This is a genomic window from Campylobacter showae (assembly GCF_963515975.1).
Lineage (GTDB): Bacteria > Campylobacterota > Campylobacteria > Campylobacterales > Campylobacteraceae > Campylobacter_A > Campylobacter_A showae_F.
Map to the genome: position 1 here is coordinate 42,689 of NZ_CAUPZM010000010.1, position 18,503 is coordinate 61,191.

The following is an 18,503-nucleotide window of genomic DNA, read 5'->3' on the forward strand; positions in this document are numbered from 1 at the left end:
GGAAATAAATTTTTAAAAGTAATACAATTAGCTCAAGATTTAAGAGAAATCAAGAATCGTAAAACAAGTAGAAAGGAGAATTTATGAAACAACATAAATTTGTGATCGCCGATTACAAACGTTGTATCGGTTGCGCTACTTGCATGGCGGCCTGTTTTCGTAGCGCTTACGAGCGCGGTAAGCTTTCAAAAGCTAGACTAACAGTGCTACGTCAAGCAAAAGGCGTCATGCCGACGCAGTGTCGCCAGTGCGATGACGGTCCTTGCGCGAACGTATGTCCTACCGGGGCACTCAGGTTTGACGATAACTGCATCGAGCTGCACGAAGAGATTTGTATAGGCTGCAAACTCTGCACGATCGCTTGCCCTTACGGCGCGATAAGCTCGAGCGCCGAGCTCATGCCGTCAGTTAACTACGCGGTAGAGCCGAAGTACTACCTCGAGATCGAGAGCCAGGCGGGCGCGAAAAATACCGCGATCAAATGCGATATGTGTTTCGGGCGCGAAAACGGCCCTGCATGCGTCGAGGTTTGTCCGACCAGCGCGATAATCATGGTCGATCCGCTACACAGCCAGCACAAGCTTGGCAACAGAATCGAGCAGGAGGCTGCGCAGGATTTCGTAAATAAAATTTTACGCGGAAGCGGAAATTTAAAAGAGCCTCACGTTTTAGCCGATATCGGCGCTCAGGACGTGGATGCGGAGGCCGACGTTATCGTTATCAACGAGCTTGATAAAACTTCTAGCGAGCAAGCAAGAGAGCAAGCGGCGTCAAATTCGCGCGCTATGAACGACGAAAATAGCGGCGCACAAGGGGGTGCGAGATGGTAGGCGTGTATCTGCTTTTCTTAGTTAGCGCCGCCGTTAGCATCCTGCTCTATGGCGCGCAAAAATCAGCCGTCAAAATCGGCTTTGGACTAAGCGCGATCAGCTGTTTTTACGCGCTTTGCTACTTCGTGGCCAACATGGGCGTTACGCAGGGTTTCGCTCTAGGCGGGGACTTTTTATACGCGCCTAAATTTGAGCTAACTCCGCTTGGAAATTTCTTTAGCTTCGTAGTCGTCTTTATCGGCTTTGCCAGCAGCGTCTACGGTATGAGCTACGCGGAGGAATACATCAAAAAAGCAAACGTCGGCGTTTTCGCCTGTTTGTTTAACCTTTTTATCCTTTCGATGCTTCTAGTCATCAGCGCAAATAACGTATTTTGCTTCGTCGTTTTGTGGGAGCTTATGACGCTTATTTCGTCTTTCCTCATCCTCGTAAACGACGGCAAAGGTACGCTAAAAGCGGTGATGGTATATCTAGGTATCGCTCAGGTTGGTGCATTTTGCATCACGTGCGGACTGCTAATAATGGCTCACTATGCCGGCAGCGCCGAGTTTAGTAAATTTGCCCACCTAAATATGCCTGCTGCGGTTAGCGTCGTGGTGTTTATACTATTCTTAGTAGGATTTGGTAGTAAAGCCGGTATGTGGCCGTTTCACGTATGGCTACCGATGGCTCACCCGGCCGCTCCTTCAAATGTCTCTGCTTTAATGAGCGGCGTAATGATAAAGGTTGCGCTATTTACTCTAGTCAAATTTACGCTTTTCTTACCGCTAAGCATATATTTTGGTCTAGCAGTTTTGATCCTGGGTGCTGCTAGCTCTTTGTTTGGCGTTCTTTACGCTCTTTGTCAGCACGACTACAAAGCGCTTCTTGCCTATCACTCAGTTGAAAATATCGGCATCATCTTGCTTGGCCTTGGTACTGGTTTGTACGGTCTAGCTGCGGGAAATAACACTCTTGCCGCGATCGGATTTTTAGCAGGATGCTACCACGTAGTTAACCACGCGATATTTAAAGGACTATTGTTCCTTTGCGCAGGTTCGGTCTTACACGCTACGCACACTCGCGATATGGACGTGCTAGGCGGCCTAGCTAAAAAGATGCCTTGGACATCTGTTGGTATGTTTATCGGTATCATGGGTATCGCAGCGCTTCCTCCCGTTAACGGCTTCGTATCTGAGTGGTTTACATATCAAGGTATGCTTCAAGGCGCGCTAGAGCAGGGCATTTTCGTTAGATACGCCTTTACGCTTTCAGTCGTTGCGCTAGCACTTACCGGCGTACTAGTCGGCATGCACCTTAAGCTTTATGCCGTAATCTTTGCGGGAACTCCAAGAGATAAGAAAATTTGGGACAACGCAAAAGAAAGCCCGATATTTATGGTGCTAGGCATGATCATACTAATGATCGGCTGCGTGGGCTTTGGCGTTGGAGCAAACGTTGTCGTCGGCTACATAATGACGGCTGTAAATTCGATAGGCGGCGCAGGCGGTTACGTAGCTAGCCAGGGCATAAATTTGACATCAAATTTAGGCAGTATCGTTTCTACTCCGCTTATAGCTATCATCTTATGTTCTACTATGGTTTTGCCTTTTGCGATTTTAGCTTTCATGAAAGCAAACCGCGAGAAACCTCGCGAGACCGATCCTTGGGCTTGCGGATTTAAATACAGCTCTCGCATGCAAATGACGGGCGGTCCTTTCACCGGCGATCTAAGACGCATAATGAACTGGCTGTTTAAAGGTGAGAGAAAAGTCGTAACCAAGGGCTATTTTAACCCGGTCGAATACCACAACCATCCAAAAGATATCTGGTGGGGGCTATTTTACGAGCCTGTGATCGAGTGGAGCAAGAAAATAGCCGACAAAATAGGCATAATGCAAAGCGGCTACACCAACGTTTACGCGCTATATATCCTCGTATATCTTTGCGCGATACTAGCGGTTAGCTACTTTTTGATATAGGGGGCGTGAGATGGAAATTTTACAGACTATACTTTTGATGATATTTCAAGTCGTCGTCATCGTCTTAGTCGCGCCGCTATTTGACGGTATGGCCAGAAAGCTAAGAGCCAAACTACAATCAAAACAAGGCAGCGATTTCTTCCAGACGTATCGCGACATCATAAAGCTATTTAGACGCGGTAGAACCGTGCCTGAGTGCTCTCACTGGGTGTTTAGATGGGCGCCGTTTTTCCTATTTGCCACTTCGGCGGCGATACTAGCGGCTATTCCTATTACTTACAGCGATCCAACCACCGATAAAATTTTCGGAGCGTATTCCGATATATTCGTGATTCTTTACCTCGGCGCGCTTTTGAGATTCGTATTCGGTGCAGCCTCTTTAGATAGCGGTAACCCGTTTGCGGCTACCGGCGGCGGCAGAGAGCAAACTATAGCCGTCTACGTCGAGCCTGTCATGATAATGTGCCTAATCGTCGTTATGCTAGCGGCAGGAACGTCAAATTTGGTCGAAATTCAATCAATGGTAAAAAGCGGCCAGATCGGATATCAGATCCCAAGCTTTGCGGTTGCTTCGATCGCGTTTTTGTGGTGCATATATGTTGAAACGGGCAGAAAGCCTTTTGACCTAGCAGAGGCCGAGCAAGAGTTACAAGAAGGCTTACTAGGCGAATACGCGGGCTCTGATTTAGGCCTAGTTCAAGCGGCGCTTATCTTAAAACAATTTGCGATGATAGGACTTTTCCTCGCGATTTTCGAACCGTGGAATTTTAGCAATCCTTTCCTAGCCGTTATAATTTTCGTTTTAAAGGCGGGAGTGTTTTACGTAGCGGCCGTATTTATAGACAACTTCGGACCGAGGTTTAGAATGACTTCGTCCTTGCGCAAAAACGCGGTAGCCGCTCTGGCCATATCTTTCGTGGCTTTGACGCTTTACGTCGTGGGGGTGTGAGATGAATGCAGATATGACTATGTTAGACGCATTGGCTATCGGCATGATAGTAACGTCTTTGGCGGTATTTGGGTTACGTAACCTAAAGCTATCCGTCATCGTTTACGCGATCGAGACGTTGCTTTTAGTCGGTATATTTTCTATGTTGGCGTCTAAATTTAACGCGTCGCAGCTATCCATGTGGGCGGTAGTGGCGTTTTTTACGAAGGTTTTATTCGTACCGGCGATCTTGCTTTGGTTGATTAAAAAGCTTAACGTCGTTAGCGAAGACGAGCCTGTGGGCGGCTTTTTCGTGAGCCCCGTTATAGCGATGGGATTTTCTCTAGCCATAGCGATGAGTATCAACCCGATATTCCTTCAGTTTTCGCTAATCCAAGAGAAAATAATGCTACTAGCCGCGGTTTGCGTGTTTATGATGGGGGTTTTCGGCTTTATGCTTAGAAACTCGTTTATCAAGCAAATTTTAGCCTATTGCCTTTTTGAAAACGGCATACATCTAAGCCTAGCGCTCATGGCTTACAACTCAAACGAGCTTGTCGAGCTTGGAATTTTAACCGACGCGATTTTTGCGGTTATCATTATGAGCGTTCTTGCGATTAGATTTTATAAAGCATACGGCAGCCTTGATACGTCTAAGGCTACGAATTTAAGGGGATAGAGATGGATAGTTTAACTTTGATATTAATTTTACCGCTTCTTGGAGCGATACTGCTATTTTTCTCTCCGAAAAATTACGCTTTTTTGAGCTTGCTTCACGTAGCAGTTAGCGCGGTTACGTCTTTAGCTTTGCTATTTAACGTAAGCAAGGTTTTAACGGGCGGTACGTTTTACGCGCACGATAAATTTTTGTTTTTAGACAGCCTTGGCTGCGTATTTTTGATACTTATCGCGGTTACGGGACTACTAGTAAATTTATACGCGACCCACTATATGAAATGGGAGCTTGAAGAGGGACATATAAATTTAAGCGCGCTTAAGAAATACTACGCGCTTAGCCACGTGTTTATCTTTACGATGAGCTTAAGCGTCATCTGTAACAACGTCGCGTTTATGTGGGCTGCGATCGAGGCTACTACGCTTTCATCGGTGTTTCTAGTCGCGATCCTAAAAGATCAAAAATCAACCGAGAGCGGCTATAAATACATAGTCCTTTGCTCTATCGGCCTAGCGTTCGCGCTTTATGCGACCGTGCTTCTTTACTCTGCGACTTTTGCAGAGATAAAAGACGGCGAGGCTGCGATGTTGTGGACGGGCATAATGGCAAACGCTAAAAATTTAAGCCCCGACGTCGCTAAGCTAATCTTCGTCTTTGCGCTTATCGGATTTGGCACCAAAGCCGGCCTTGCTCCTACGCACACCTGGCTTCCCGACGTTCACGCCCAAGGCCCTGCACCGATTTCGGCTCTGCTTTCAGGCGTTTTGCTAAAGTGCGCGATGCTAGCTTTATTTAGATACTACGCTATCGCGGCTCAAGCTACGGGTATGGAGTTCGTCCAAAGCGTGATGATAGTTTCGGGTCTTATTACGCTATTTGTGGGCGGAATTTTCCTAATCAGGCAACACGACGTAAAAAGGATGTTTGCCTACCACTCTATCGTGCATATGGGCGTTATAGCTTTTGCTTTGGGAGTGGGTGGATTTTTCGGGCTATTTGCTGCTATATTCCACTGCCTAGCTCACAGCTTTACCAAGGCTCTTGCGTTTTGCTCAACGGGCAATATCGCTAGAATTTACGGACACAAAGATATGAGCAAAATGGGCGGTATGATAAAGATAGCTCCCGTAACTACGATGATGTTTGGCGCAGCGGTTTGCTCGCTGGTAGGCGTGCCTGCGTTTGCGATATTCGTTAGCGAATTTAACGTCTTCGTCGGCGCCGTAAATAGCGGTCAATACTTTAGCGTCGCCTTATTTGCGATAGCTCTTGCCATCATCTTTATCGCGGACTTCTCGCACTTTAACTTAGCAAGCTTTGGCGAACCTAAAGGCGCGGTCGTTCACAATAAAGAGATGAGTATATTAGAAAATTTACCGCTTATCCTGCTTTGCGCTTTGATTATAATCTTTGGCGTTTGGCACGTGGATAACTTTTATACGCTGGTTGAAAATGGCGTTAAGATAATAACTGGAGAACTATTATGAGAGGCGATAAATTCGTTGAAATTTTAAAAACAAAGGTAAAGGTTCTAGAAGTAACCCGCCAAGACGACGATCAAATCACGGTTTTAGTGGACAGAAACGACCTTCCGCTTGCGGTTAAGACCCTTTACTACGATATCGGCGGTTTCATCTCTACGATGATACCTAGCGACGAGAGGACTATAAACGGCTGTTTTGCGCTTTACTACGCTTTGTCTATGGAGGGCGGCAAGATGACGGAAGAAGACGACTTTGCCGCTGAGGATAAGTGCTTTATCACCGTTAAAACGCTAATTCCCGGCGTCGATCCGACTTTTCCGTCCGTTACGCCGCTAGTGCCTGCTTGCGTTTGGTACGAAAGAGAAGCCTACGATATGTTCGGCCTAGTAGCCGAGGGCTTGCCCGATAAGCGTAGATTGGTGCTAAGCGACGATTGGCCGGACGGCCTTTATCCGCTTAGAAAAGACGCGATGGACTACCGCTACCGCCCAGATCCCGTCGCTCACCAAGACGAGCCCGATACCGAGTTTTTATTTCCAAAAGGCGATAGCGTCATCGACGTGCCGCTTGGACCTTTGCACGTAACTAGCGACGAACCGGGACACTTTAGGTTATTTTGCGACGGCGACGAGATCATAGACGCGGACTACCGCCTCTTTTATCAGCACCGCGGTATGGAAAAGCTAGCCGAAAACCGTATGAACTACGATCAGATGGGCTACCTTGCAGAGCGCGTCTGCGGCATCTGCGGCTACGCTCACGCGATTGCGTGTATAGAAGCGGCGGAAAAGGCTATCAGGCTTGAAGTTCCGCTAAGAGCGCAGGCTATCCGCGTGATTTGCCTTGAGATCGAGCGCCTTCACAGCCATCTTTTAAACATCGGTCTAGCTTGCGAGGTAACGGGTAACTATAACGCTTTTATGCATATCTTTAGGGTACGCGAGTACTCTATGGAGTTAGCCCAGCTAGTAACGGGCGGCCGTAAAACCTACGGTAACGTCATCATGGGCGGACTTCGCCGCGATATGACCGATAACGAGATAAAAAAGGGCATCGAGATGATAAACAAGCTCGACGTTCAAATTTCTGAAATTTGGGACGCGGTTATGGACGATAAACGCCAAATCGCGCGCTGGAAAGGCGTGGGCGTGCTAGATAAGCAAGTAGCAAGAGACTTTAGTCCCGTAGGTCCTAATATGCGAGGCTCGGGTCTAAAGCGCGACAACCGCTATGACCACCCTTACGATTTCTTTAAAAATATCGAATTTAAAGTCTACGTAGAACACGGCGGAGACGTATTTAGCCGCGAAGTCGTGAGATATAACGAGCTAAAAGAGTCCATACATATCATCAGGCAGTGTTTGGAGCTAATGCCTCAAACGCCGATATCAATCGATCCAAAAACGATGATAAAGCCTGAAAATTTCGCCCTCGGACACGTAGAAGCTCCTCGCGGCGAAAACGTCCACTGGATCATGCAAGGCAGCGCGCAAAAGGTTTTCCGCTGGAGATGCCGCGCGGCTACTTATAACAACTGGCCTAGCCTTCGCTATCAGTTCCGCGGAAATAACATTTCAGACGCGGCGCTTATCGTTTGCTCGCTAGATCCGTGCTACTCCTGCACCGACCGCGTTACCGTAGTGGACGTAAATACCAAAAAGAGCAAAATTTTAACCGAAAAAGACCTTAAGAAATTTTGCCAAACGGGCAAAATTAGCAAAAAGGATTTAAGATGATGAAGTTATTTGACGTAACCGAAAAATACGGAAAGGCGACCTATGCCTATCCGTTTGAGCCTTATAAGGTACCCGAAAATTTCCGCGGGCAGCCGTTTTACACCTACGAGCTTTGCATAGGTTGCGCGGCGTGCGGCGTAGCGTGCCCTAGCAACGCCATAGAGCTAAAGATGAACGAAAAACAAGACAAGCTCGTGTGGCAGTTTGACTGCGGACGTTGCATATTTTGCGGACGCTGCGACGAGGTTTGTCCAACGGGCGGCGTGCGCCTAAGCCAGGGTTTCGAGCTAGCGGTTAAATTTGACAAAAGCGCGCTAATACAGCGCGGCGAGCTAGAGATGCAAAAGTGCAAATGTTGCGGCAAACCCTATACGCCGGTTCGCCTTATCAACTATACTTTTTCAAAGCTTAGCACGGCAAATTTGCTCCCGGGTAGACTAGAAGAGGCTAAAGACTATCTATATATCTGCCCGGAGTGCAAAAAAGCCCAAGCCGTAGAGCGCATAACTAAAGACGTAGAGGAGGGGATAAAATGAGCCTTTATCAAGTTCCCGAAAATATAAAAACGGCAAACGACCTAACCGCAAAGTTAGAACATCTAAAAAATATCAAACGAAGCTTTAGCGTCTACCGCATCGACTGCGGCAGCTGCAACGGCTGCGAGATAGAAATTTTCGCCGCTATCACGCCGATGTGGGATCCGGAGCGCTTCGGATTTAAGCTAGTAGCCAACCCTCGCCATGCGGACATTTTGCTCTGCACGGGTCCGGTTACGCGCCAGATGTATTATCCGCTGCTTCGCGCTTACGAAGCGGCTCCCGATCCAAAGATCGTGGTAGCGTTTGGCGCATGCGGCAGCACGGGCGGTATCTTTTACGACGCTTATAGCGTTTGGGGCGGTATAGATAAGATTATCCCCGTAGACGTCTATATCCCGGGCTGTCCTCCGCATCCTGCTAGCGTCATCTACGGCCTTGGTATGGCTCTTGGCATCATAGATCAAAAGCTACAAAAAAGAAGCTTCGAACAAGACGACTGCAAAGCCCCCGCCGTAAAAGAGTCTATCATAGGCGATATACTTTTCGAGCGCGATTTGGAAGCCGAGGCAAAGAGGCTAATGAGCTATATCTTCGGCAGGACGCTGTTTGCTAAATATATGGATGCAGCCAAAACTTCTCCTAATATCCACGACGTAGCGGCTACTAAAAAAGTAATGCTAGAGGCTATCCATAAAGAAGAAGACCCTAGATACGCCGAGTGTATGGGACTGCTTTACAACGACGTCTATCTAAAATACGCCAAAGCAAAACGCGATACGCAAAACGCCATCGACGTTAAAAAAGAAATTTGGGATAAACGATGATAAGAGTCTATAAACTCGCCCGCCGCCACATGGACGAAAACGAAAAGATGCCAAAAGAGCTAAAAGATATCAAGCTATTTTCAGTCTGCGTCGGACACGGCGTGGGGACGGTGGACTTTAGCGAAAAAACGCTCGAAATACCCGACGAGGAGTTTGAGCGTATCGTCGCTAACGGCGGCGAATACGTCAAATTTAAGCTGGGAAATTTAAGCAAGTATTTTGAAGTGGAGATATTTAGGGAGCATGCGGCTAGGCTCATCCCCGAGCTTTGCGAATGCGAGCTAAAAAAAGAGCTTGAAAATCTGCGCGAGGGATATCTGGTGCTTAGGAAGGACTTTTGATGAAAATTAGCTCAAATTCGGCAAACGCTTACGGGTTAAATTTAGCGCGCGGAGGGCTTTTGGGATGAAAAAGGCTTTACTCTGCATCGGCAATCCCATGCGCGGCGACGACGACGTAGGCAACGAAACAGGGCGGATCGTCGAGGCGAATTTGAAAGATTGGCGGGTATTTTACGGACAGGACGTGCCTGAAAACGAGTTTGGCGCGCTTCGCGAATTTGAGCCCGATATCATCGTCGTGGTAGACGCCATGAGCGGGTTTAAAGACGGCGCGATCGAATTTTTTGATCTAAGCAACAAACGCGACTATATCTACTCGACGCACAACTTGCCCACGCCCGTACTTTTAAGCTACCTGCGCAAAATTTGCCCCAAAACGATATTTTTAGGCATTAGCGTGCTGCTTGAAAACGTGCTTGATTTTAAAGAGGGCTTAAGCGAAAATGCGAAAAAAAGCGCGCAAAAAGCTTACGAGCGCATTTTGGAGATAGATAAAAATTTAAAATAGGAGAAGGACATGTTAAATCCTGCAGAAACCGCGCAAGCGGTGTCAAATTCGATGGAGCACAAGGCGCATACTCCGTTAGTGAGCATTATTTTTCTAGCTATCATGGCGGGCGCGGCGATTGCTATGGGCGATATTTTCTGGGCGCACTCAACCGTGGGCATGGCTGAAAAGCAGTCTATAGGACTGGCAAATTTCATCGGCGGCATCACCTTTAGCTGCGGACTTATGATGGTCGTTTTTTACGGCGGACATCTATTTACGAGCTCGGTTTTGAGCGGCGTTAGCGCGTATGAAGGCAAGCTAAATTTAGGCAAGACCTTTAGCTACTGGGCGATCGTTTGGATTTTTAACTTCGTCGGCGGCGCGCTAATTGCTTATATGTACTACTACTCTGGCTTACCGCTAAAATACGACGGCTACATCTTGCAACACTTTATACCCTCAGGTATAGGCAAGGTTACCGCGCCGTTTCACGAGCTATTTATCAGAGGAATATTCTGTAACGTGTTTGTTTGTATGTCTATCTGGACTGCGACCAGCGAGAGCAACTTAGCGGGCAAATTTTTTGCCATTATGTGGATGATCGGCGCGTTTGTCGCATGCTCTATGGAGCACTGCGTGGCAAATATGTTTATCATCACTGAAGCCATCATCGCTAAAGCTCACTACATCGCGGCAAACGGCGGCGACGTCAATGCTGCAGCAGCGTTGCTCCACACTACGACCGATAAGCTAGATGTGCTAAACTGGGGAAATTTCATCGTTAAAAACTTGGTTCCCGTTACACTAGGCAATATCTGCGGCGGACTTTTCTTTGTGGGATTGGTTGGATTTATGGCGAATAAATTTGACATGAAAAAGAAGTAATTCCCCGGCTCGGCTGGATTTCAAATAGTTTTCGGCTAGGATACTCGGGTCACGGACGACCGGTCCGCTCCCGTCGTATCCACCAAAAACTATTTAAACTACACACAACCCGTCTTGAATATTTATCACATAGCTTACTAAATTTACAAATTTAACTGTATTAAATTTAAAAACTCAAATTTAGCGTTTTTGCGGTGCGCATCTGGGCTTGTAAATTTAAATTTTAGTTCGTATAGCTTTGTAGTTTTTCATAATCCACTATCAAAAATTCATGCGGCGTTATGCGCCTGATGATGTCGTCTTTGATTAGTTCGTTAAATGCGGTGCTCGCACTTTGGCGCTTGAGGCCGACGAAGCTTGAAAGCACCTTTAGCGAAAACGGTAAAAAGACGTAGTGATAGCCGTTTTGCGTCAAATTTTGCTCGGCGGCGAGCTCGACGAGGAAGTTCGCGATGCGCCCCTTTGCGCTTTCAAACAGTATCGATTTTATGATTTGGCGCTGCAGTAGCGAGATGTTTACGAGCGTGTCGGCGTATGCTTTGGCAAATCTCTCGTTTTTTAGCAGTTCGCCCATGTCGTCTGCATCGATCGAGTAGATCTCGCTGTCCTCTAGGATCTCTAGCACGCACACGTCGTCTATGATTGAGATGTTGTCTTTTTGGAGGTGATAGACGATAAACTCCTCGCCGTCCTCGAAAAACGAGAGCTTGCCCGAGCCGCTTTTAAGTATCACGACTTTGATGGATTCGGCGTAGATCGTAGCGCCTTTGGCCAGAAACTCGCGGTTAAATTTGGCGAGTTCGTTTTGATCCAAAACGTCTAAAATATCGGTCTCAAGCAGGCCTAGTCGTGATTTTTTCAAGTTTATCGTTTCTTATGATTATTATTTGGCGATTATTTTATCTTAAATATTTTTAAAGTGTATTAAATTTACCGAGGCAGGGCGCGATTATCCTGTTAGTTTTGCATATTTGCGTCGCGGCAAAAAATCGGGCGGCTAAAATTTAGACGGTAAATTTAGCCCGCTCTGAGGCTAAATTTTATAAAATAGCTCAAAATTTAAGGACGAAAAATGTTTAACGGACTGATTAGAGAGATCGCGCAGGTTGCGAGCTATTCGCAAAATACCCTGCGACTAAAAGCCGCATACCGCCCGAATTTAGGCGATAGCATCGCGGTAAACGGCGCATGTCTTAGCGTGACTCAGTTGCACGCAGACGGCTTTAGCGTGGAGCTTAGCGCTGAGACTAGAGCGCACATCGCGACGGAAAATTTGCGCGGACGCGTGCATATCGAGCCTGCGATGCGGTTAGCCGACCGCGTGGACGGGCATCTGCTACAAGGCCACGTCGATGCTATCGGCGAGGTCGCGCGTATCGAGCGGCGCGAAAACGGGGTTGATTTTTATATAAATTTGCCCTCTAGCGTCATGCCTTTGATAGCGAACAAAGGTAGCATCGCGGTCGAGGGTGTGAGCCTCACGATCAACGAAGTTTTGCCGACAGGCGTGCGCCTAACGATCATCCCGATCACTTTTCGCGAGAGCTTGTTCGGCGAGTTTGAGCCGGGGCGCCGCGTAAACGTAGAAAGCGACCTGCTAGCGCGCTACGTGGCTAGGCAGCTGGAGTTTGGTCGCAGCGCCCAAAACGGCGGCAAAGGCGAGATCAGCTGGGATGAGTCGCAGCATATCGCGAGCCTTTATTAGGTTTGGCGGGTTAAATTTGACGAAAATGAAGCGGGAAATTTTAGACGTAGTTTTTGAGAGCGAGCGCTTGAAGCTTGGCTTTACGACGCGTTTTGGTGGGGTAAGTGATGGTGCGTATGAGGGTTTAAATTTGGGTGATCACGTCGGCGACCTGCCTGCAAACGTCGCTAAAAATCGAGAAATCCTAGCCGAGCAAATCGGCGTCGCGTCCGACAATCTAAAATTTATGAACCAAATTCACTCAAACCGCGTGGAAATTTTGCGAAATCTTGATGATGAGCTACCGCCTTGCGACGGCGTGATAACAGCGCTTAGAGACGTAGCGCTTTGCGTTTTGGTTGCCGACTGCTCGCCTGTTTTGATAGCAGACGAGCAGCGCGGCGTGGTTGCTGCCGTGCATGCGGGCAGGGCGGGCGTAACGGGTAAAATTTGCACGAACGCGGTAAATTTGATGGCGAGCGAGTTTGGCTGCGAGGCGGGCGATCTGCGCGTATTCGTGGGTGCAAATATCAAGGCGCGAAACTACGAGGTGGGCGAGCTTGATTTGGCCGAGTTTAGCCGCTATAAAAATGGCGGCAAATTTGACATGGAAGCGGCCTTGCGGGACGAATTTGCGCAGCTTGGCGTTGAGCGAGTGGAGTTTGATCCGCGCTGTACGTTTGAGACGCAGGGGATATTTTCCTACCGCAGAGATGGCGTCACGGGACGATTTTGCGGCTTTGCGATAAATAAAATCTTGCCGAAATAGCCGTATGAGCCCTAAATTTGGGCGCCGACGAGCGTGCGGCCAGACGAGTTTAGTTAAAATTTCATTTATGTTTATCAAAAAGGGCTAAAATTTAAATCGAAACCTCATAAAAAGGAGTCAGTATGAGAAAAATTTTACTTTGTTTGATTGTTGCGGCGAGTGCGCTCTTTGCGGCGCAAACGAGATCCTCAAACGAGATGGCAAGTGTCCCTGCGAGCGCGCCTGCAAATTCGGCAAATAAGCAGTTTGAAGACGCGTTAGCGATGTACCGAGTCTCGGATTTTAGCGAGGCGGCGAGACTGTTTAATCTAGCGTGCGAGGGCGGACACGCGCGTGCTTGCTACGATATCGGCGCGATGATCGCTAGCGGCAAGGTCGCGGCAAAACAGCCTGAGACGGCGGCTAAATTTTACGAGCGAGCTTGCAAAATGGGCGATAAGCTGGGCTGCTACGCATTAGCGTACGCTCATCAGACGGGCGTCGGCGCGGTAAAAGACGAAGCGCGGGCGTACGAGCTCTATAAAAACGCGTGCGAGCTAGGCCTAGCCAAAGGCTGCAACGAGGCGGGCTACATGAGCGAGCGCGGTATGGGCATGCAAGCGGACGTCAAAGCTGCGGTTAAATTTTACGAAAAAGCTTGCAAGATGGGGCTAGACGTCGGTTGCGAAAACGCTAAAATTTTAAAGCGTTAGACCGCTAGCGTCATAAATTTAACTCAGGCGCGTTTTGTGCTTTGCTTTTTGTAAAAATGCGCCCGAGTTTCGCGCTAAATCTAAATGCTTTACTCGCTAAGACATGATTTGTCTTCGTAAATTCGTAAAAATTATTCAAATTTTGCTTTTGGCGATTAAAGAGAGCGATTTGCCGTATAAATTTACAAAATAAAGCCGCAAATCTAAATTTTAAAACCTCTCCGAAAATAAATCCAAATTTTAATCTATTTTGGCTACAATTTGACATCAAATCTCAAAAACAACCGAAAGGAAAAGTATGAAAACGCGTAAAATTTTAGCCGCTGCGATACTTGCGGGAGCCGTTTGTTCGGCGCAGGCGCATATGTTTTGGGTGGACGGGGCGAACGACGAAAAGATGGGCAAATTCGTCGCAAAAATGGGCTATAGCGACGATTTTCCAAACTACGAGCCCATAATGCAAGAGCGTGTGCATCTTTTTGCGCCCGTTGCTCTGATTGGCAAAGACGGGCATAAAAAAGAGCTAGCGCAAAGCGGCGAAAACTACCGCTACGAGGGCGAAAAGCTGGGCAAAGGCACCTATATCCTGCTTGCGCGGCAAAATCCGATGTATTCGCTAAAAAAACGTAGCGACGGCAAGTGGATCATAGGCAAAAATAAGCTTGATTTAAAAGATTTAAGCGACGTGCAAATCTGCCGCCTTATGACGATAACGTCCAAAAAAATCCTAAATTTAGGCGAAGCAGACGACTTCGTCGCTAAGCCGGTCGGAGAGAAAATCGAGATCGTGCCGCTGCAAAATCCGGCTAGTTTTCGCGTGGATAAGCCCTTTAAACTACAAGTTTTGGCTGACGGCAAGCCGCTAGAACGCGCCAAACTAACCGGCACTTTTGCGGGATTTTTAGAGGATAAGCGCGCGTTTTACGGTATGACCGACGCGCAGGGCATCACCGAAGTCGTAGCGCTAAGGCCCGGCTTTTGGGTGTTTGAGGTGATTTATGAAAGGCCTTATCCGGATGCCGCAAAATGCGACAAAGAGACGCTAAAAACGACGCTAGGTTTTGATATAAAAGAATAAATCGGCGCAAATTCGGGCTTTGGGTAAAATTTGAGCCCGAATTTACCTTAAATTTCATATAATCGCTTCGTAACCTAACGCAAAAACGAGGAAAAAATGCCGTACGAAAATTTTAAATCAAAAAATCCTCTCGCGACAAAAATCGCTGCAAACGCGAGAAAATTTGACGTCCAGACACTGCAAAACGAGGAGCTCGTAAATTTGCTTTTAAACGAAAAAAGATCGAAATCTCTAGCGAGCAAAAAGAAGCCATCGAGCGCGTATTTACGGGACTAATGAAGATAGAAGAAAGCGTGCAGCTAAGCGGTTAGGTTGCTAAATTTGACTCCGCCCGCCTAATCTACAAAAATAAAACCCAAGCATCGTCCAAATCGCCGTTTCTCCGTCCAAAACCGAAATATCCGGTTTTTATCAAATTTGATGTAAAATGACGGCGCGACATCGCAGTCAAGAAAGCCAAAAAACGTAAAATTTATAAAAATCCAAAGCAAAGGAGAAAATATGCTGTTACTTAAAAATGCCGATCTATACGCGCCGGAGCACGTCGGTAGGAGCGACGTTTTGCTCGGCGGAGGTAAAATTTTAGCCGTTTCTAAGGGGCTTGATTTTCGCCATTCTACTATAGACGGGCTTGAAATTTACGATCTGGAGGGCAAAATTTTAGCACCCGGACTAATCGATCAGCACGTGCACATCACGGGCGGCGGCGGCGAGGCGGGTTATCACTCTAGAACGCCCGAAATAACGCTATCGCAAATCATCCGCTACGGCACGACGACGGTCGTAGGCACGCTGGGCACCGACGGGTGCACGAGGAGCTTAGAGAATCTCTACTCAAAGGCCAAGGCGCTTGAATACGAGGGCATCTCGACCTTCATCCACACGGGCTCTTACGCGCTGCCTAGCGTTACATTTACGGGCTCCGTCACGCGCGATCTGGTGCTCATCGACAAGGTCATCGGCTGTAAGATCGCGATGAGTGATAACCGCGGCAGCTACCCGACCTCTCAGGAGCTCATCAAGACCCTGACGCAGATCCGCATCGGCGGTATGATCTCGAAAAAAGGCGGCGTGCTGCATATGCATATGGGCGGGCTAGCGGATAAATTTGACCTGATTTTTAGCGTGATCAAGGATTATTCATTCCCCGTTAATTACTTTTCGCCGACGCACTGCGCGCGAACCAAAGAGCTCTTTGACGAGGCGATCAAATTTCAAAAAATGGGCGGCTACATCGACATCACGAGCGGCGGAAGCCAGTTTATGCCGCTTCACGAAGCCATCGCGTACGGGCTAGCTAACGGGCTAAATTTAGAGCGCCTAACGATGAGTTCGGACGGCAACGGTAGTGTGCCTAGATTTGACGAGAACGGCGCGCTGGTTGGCTACGGCTGCGCTTCGTGCGAGACGAATTTAGAGGTCTTGCAAGCCTGCGTCAAAAATAAAATCCTAACCATCCCGCAAGCTCTAAGTATGATGAGCAAAAACGTCGCAAAATACCTAAATCTAAGCGGCAAGGGCGAGATAAAAGTAGGTTTTGACGCCGATTTTGCGGTATTTGACGAAGCTCTAAACCTAGATAGCGTGATCGCGAAAGGGGAGTTTTGCGTAAAAGAGGGCAAGCTCATGAAAAAGGGATTTTTTGAGTAAATTTTAGAGTAAATTCGCCGCTTTATTAAAATTTGGCGAGTTTAAATTTGACGTATGATCTTGCTCGCCACTTGCAAGCACCTCATCTTTGCAGCGCAAAATTTAACCGCGCCTAGGCTTGGATTATATTAATTTTAGCTTTAATTCAGTTATTTTTAAATATAATCCAAGCTTCAATTCACACACACCAGTCCTAAAATTTGGTTGCGTTTGTCAAAAGCAAATGTTAATGGGTGTGGAGGAGAAACCTAAATTTCGGGGAAACCCACAAGGAGAAAACTCATGGTAACAATGAGAGATTTGCTAGAGTGCGGCGTTCATTTCGGACACCAAACGCGCAGATGGAATCCGAAGATGAAAAAATTCATTTTCGGCGAGAGAAAAGGTATCTATATCATAGATCTACAAAAAACTATCCGCTACTTCCGCTACACTTATAACGTCGTGCGCGACGCGGCTGCCGAGGGTAAAACGATACTTTTCGTAGGTACTAAAAAGCAAGCCGGCGCAACTCTAAAAGAGTATGCCGAAAAATGCGGCATGCCGTACGTAAATCACCGCTGGTTAGGCGGCATGATGACAAACTTCGGCACTATCCGCCAATCTATCCGCAAACTCGAAGTAATCGAGGCTATGGAAGAAGACGGCTCTATAAATTTATTAACTAAAAAAGAAGCTCTAATGCTTCGCCGCAAAAAAGAGAAGCTTCTAGCGTCTCTAGGCGGTATCAGAAACCTAAAAACCGTGCCTGATATGATTTTCGTCATCGACACAGTAAAAGAAAAAATCGCCGTTCAAGAGGCTAACCGCCTAAAAATCCCTGTCGTAGCTCCGATCGATACAAACTGCGATCCTGACGTTATCGACTTCCCGATTCCTGGCAACGACGACGCGATCCGCTCGGTTCAGCTTTTCTGCCAAGAGATGGCCGAGGCTATCATCGAGGGACGCTCTCAGCTTGAAAAAGACGGCGGCGAGCTAGAAGAAGGCAAAGAGGCCGTAAGTCAAGCCGAAAAAGACGCAGTCGTAAACGAAGCTGTTAACGAAGACTTCTCAGAGGACTTCAGCGAGGATGAAGAGTAATGGAAATCAGCGCACAAATGGTAAAAGAGCTCCGCGAATCAACCGGAGCCGGAATGATGGACTGCAAAAAGGCGCTAGCCGAGGCTAACGGCGATATGGAAAAAGCCGTTGATATTCTTCGCGAAAAAGGTCTAGGTCAAGCTGCTAAAAAGGCTGACCGCCTAGCTAGCGAGGGTCTTGTGAGCGTTGTTGTTTGTGATCACTGCAAAACCGCAACTATTAGCGAGATAAACTCTGAGACCGACTTTGTTGCTAAAAACGCTCAGTTTCAAAATTTGACAAAAGACACTACGGCTCACATCCAAACAAATTTGATAAAAGACGTCGAGAGTCTAAACGCAAGCGTTATCAACGGTGTTAAATTTGAGGATTATTTCAAAAGCCAGATCGCTACTATCGGCGAAAATTTGGTCGTTCGCCGCTTTGAGACTATAAAAGCGGACGACAAAGGCGTAGTAAACGGCTACGTACACTCAAATGGCCGCGTAGGCGTACTAATCGGCCTAGCTTGCGAAAGCGCAGAAATCGCAAACAAAGCGGCTGAATTCGCAAGAAATTTGTGCATGCACGCAGCCGCTATGAAGCCAAGCGTCATAAGCTACAAAGACCTTGACAAAGAGTTTGTCGAGAAGGAATTTATCGCACTTCGCGCCGAGCTTGAAAAAGATAACGAAGAGCTAAAACGCCTAGGCAAGCCTCTTCATCACATCCCTGAGTATGCTAGCCGCTGCCAAATAGGCGATGCAGAGCTTGCAAAGGCTACAAAAGCGATCGAAGAAGAGCTAAAAGCCGAGGGCAAACCTGAGAAAATTTGGGATAAGATCATCCCTGGCAAGATCGAGAGATTTTACGC

The 18,503-nt window shown here is 47.5% G+C and carries 19 protein-coding genes; 18 read left to right on the plus strand and 1 reads right to left on the minus strand.

What is annotated here, in order from left to right; genetic code table 11:
* Positions 1-83: 83 nt before the first annotated feature.
* The 11 genes from RWM02_RS05165 to RWM02_RS05215 all read left to right on the plus strand — a co-directional run bounded on the left by RWM02_RS05165 (position 84) and on the right by RWM02_RS05215 (position 10,694).
* Positions 84-830 (plus strand): 4Fe-4S dicluster domain-containing protein, encoded by a 747-nt coding sequence (locus RWM02_RS05165; protein ID WP_314069684.1) that lies wholly within the window; start codon positions 84-86, stop codon positions 828-830.
* Positions 824-2,791 carry a proton-conducting transporter transmembrane domain-containing protein gene (locus RWM02_RS05170; protein ID WP_314069687.1) on the plus strand — a complete coding sequence of 656 codons (1,968 nt, stop codon included), beginning with the start codon at positions 824-826 and terminating at the stop codon, positions 2,789-2,791. Before RWM02_RS05165 ends, RWM02_RS05170 begins: the two co-directional genes overlap by 7 nt.
* A gap of 10 nt (positions 2,792-2,801) precedes the next feature.
* Positions 2,802-3,740, plus strand: a complete 939-nt coding sequence (locus tag RWM02_RS05175; protein WP_314069690.1) for a respiratory chain complex I subunit 1 family protein — start codon at positions 2,802-2,804, stop codon at positions 3,738-3,740.
* 13 nt (positions 3,741-3,753) lie between these two features.
* Positions 3,754-4,398, plus strand: a complete 645-nt coding sequence (gene hyfE, locus RWM02_RS05180) for a hydrogenase 4 membrane subunit (protein WP_314069731.1) — start codon at positions 3,754-3,756, stop codon at positions 4,396-4,398.
* 2 nt (positions 4,399-4,400) lie between these two features.
* Positions 4,401-5,882: a hydrogenase 4 subunit F gene (locus RWM02_RS05185; protein WP_314069692.1), complete on the plus strand. Its 1,482-nt coding sequence runs from the start codon at positions 4,401-4,403 to the stop codon at positions 5,880-5,882.
* Complete coding sequence (locus RWM02_RS05190; RefSeq protein WP_314069694.1) at positions 5,879-7,615, plus strand: hydrogenase large subunit; 1,737 nt, start codon at positions 5,879-5,881, stop codon at positions 7,613-7,615. Before RWM02_RS05185 ends, RWM02_RS05190 begins: the two co-directional genes overlap by 4 nt.
* A complete protein-coding gene (locus tag RWM02_RS05195; RefSeq protein ID WP_295145296.1) occupies positions 7,612-8,151 on the plus strand; it encodes a formate hydrogenlyase complex iron-sulfur subunit in 540 nt (179 codons plus the stop codon). The genes RWM02_RS05190 and RWM02_RS05195 overlap by 4 nt, the downstream gene beginning before the upstream one ends.
* Positions 8,148-8,978, plus strand: a complete 831-nt coding sequence (locus RWM02_RS05200; protein WP_004322348.1) for an NADH-quinone oxidoreductase subunit B family protein — start codon at positions 8,148-8,150, stop codon at positions 8,976-8,978. The genes RWM02_RS05195 and RWM02_RS05200 overlap by 4 nt, the downstream gene beginning before the upstream one ends.
* On the plus strand, positions 8,975-9,319 hold the full coding sequence (locus RWM02_RS05205) for a formate hydrogenlyase maturation HycH family protein (protein ID WP_314069697.1): 345 nt from the start codon (positions 8,975-8,977) through the stop codon (positions 9,317-9,319). Before RWM02_RS05200 ends, RWM02_RS05205 begins: the two co-directional genes overlap by 4 nt.
* Positions 9,320-9,383: 64 nt before the next feature.
* Positions 9,384-9,827, plus strand: coding sequence for a hydrogenase 3 maturation endopeptidase HyCI (locus RWM02_RS05210; RefSeq protein WP_314069699.1), 444 nt, complete (start codon positions 9,384-9,386; stop codon positions 9,825-9,827).
* A gap of 9 nt (positions 9,828-9,836) precedes the next feature.
* Positions 9,837-10,694: a formate/nitrite transporter family protein gene (locus tag RWM02_RS05215; RefSeq protein WP_314069701.1), complete on the plus strand. Its 858-nt coding sequence runs from the start codon at positions 9,837-9,839 to the stop codon at positions 10,692-10,694.
* Between the two features lie 223 nt (positions 10,695-10,917).
* Here the strand turns inward: RWM02_RS05215 and RWM02_RS05220 are convergent, their stop codons facing one another.
* The gene (locus RWM02_RS05220; RefSeq protein WP_314069706.1) at positions 10,918-11,556 is read right to left on the minus strand and encodes a Crp/Fnr family transcriptional regulator; all 639 of its coding nucleotides are present in this window, start codon (positions 11,554-11,556) and stop codon (positions 10,918-10,920) included.
* Between the two features lie 210 nt (positions 11,557-11,766).
* Between RWM02_RS05220 and RWM02_RS05225 the strand changes: the two genes are divergently transcribed.
* The 7 genes from RWM02_RS05225 to tsf form a co-directional block, all read left to right on the plus strand.
* Positions 11,767-12,399: a riboflavin synthase gene (locus tag RWM02_RS05225; protein ID WP_314069709.1), complete on the plus strand. Its 633-nt coding sequence runs from the start codon at positions 11,767-11,769 to the stop codon at positions 12,397-12,399.
* A gap of 25 nt (positions 12,400-12,424) precedes the next feature.
* Entirely contained in the window at positions 12,425-13,147 is a 723-nt protein-coding gene (locus RWM02_RS05230) for a purine nucleoside phosphorylase YfiH/LACC1 family protein (protein WP_314069733.1), read from the plus strand.
* Positions 13,148-13,269: 122 nt separating this feature from the next.
* Positions 13,270-13,839, plus strand: coding sequence for a tetratricopeptide repeat protein (locus tag RWM02_RS05235; protein ID WP_314069712.1), 570 nt, complete (start codon positions 13,270-13,272; stop codon positions 13,837-13,839).
* A 298-nt stretch (positions 13,840-14,137) separates the two neighbouring features.
* Positions 14,138-14,917 (plus strand): DUF4198 domain-containing protein, encoded by a 780-nt coding sequence (locus RWM02_RS05240; RefSeq protein ID WP_314069715.1) that lies wholly within the window; start codon positions 14,138-14,140, stop codon positions 14,915-14,917.
* A gap of 501 nt (positions 14,918-15,418) precedes the next feature.
* The gene (iadA, locus tag RWM02_RS05245) at positions 15,419-16,567 is read left to right on the plus strand and encodes a beta-aspartyl-peptidase (protein WP_314069718.1); all 1,149 of its coding nucleotides are present in this window, start codon (positions 15,419-15,421) and stop codon (positions 16,565-16,567) included.
* Between the two features lie 282 nt (positions 16,568-16,849).
* Positions 16,850-17,650, plus strand: coding sequence for a 30S ribosomal protein S2 (gene rpsB, locus RWM02_RS05250; RefSeq protein ID WP_122861894.1), 801 nt, complete (start codon positions 16,850-16,852; stop codon positions 17,648-17,650).
* Positions 17,650-18,503, plus strand: an 854-nt coding sequence (gene tsf, locus RWM02_RS05255) for a translation elongation factor Ts (protein WP_314069723.1), incomplete at its 3' end; no start/stop codon positions are given. The genes rpsB and tsf, both read left to right, overlap by 1 nt.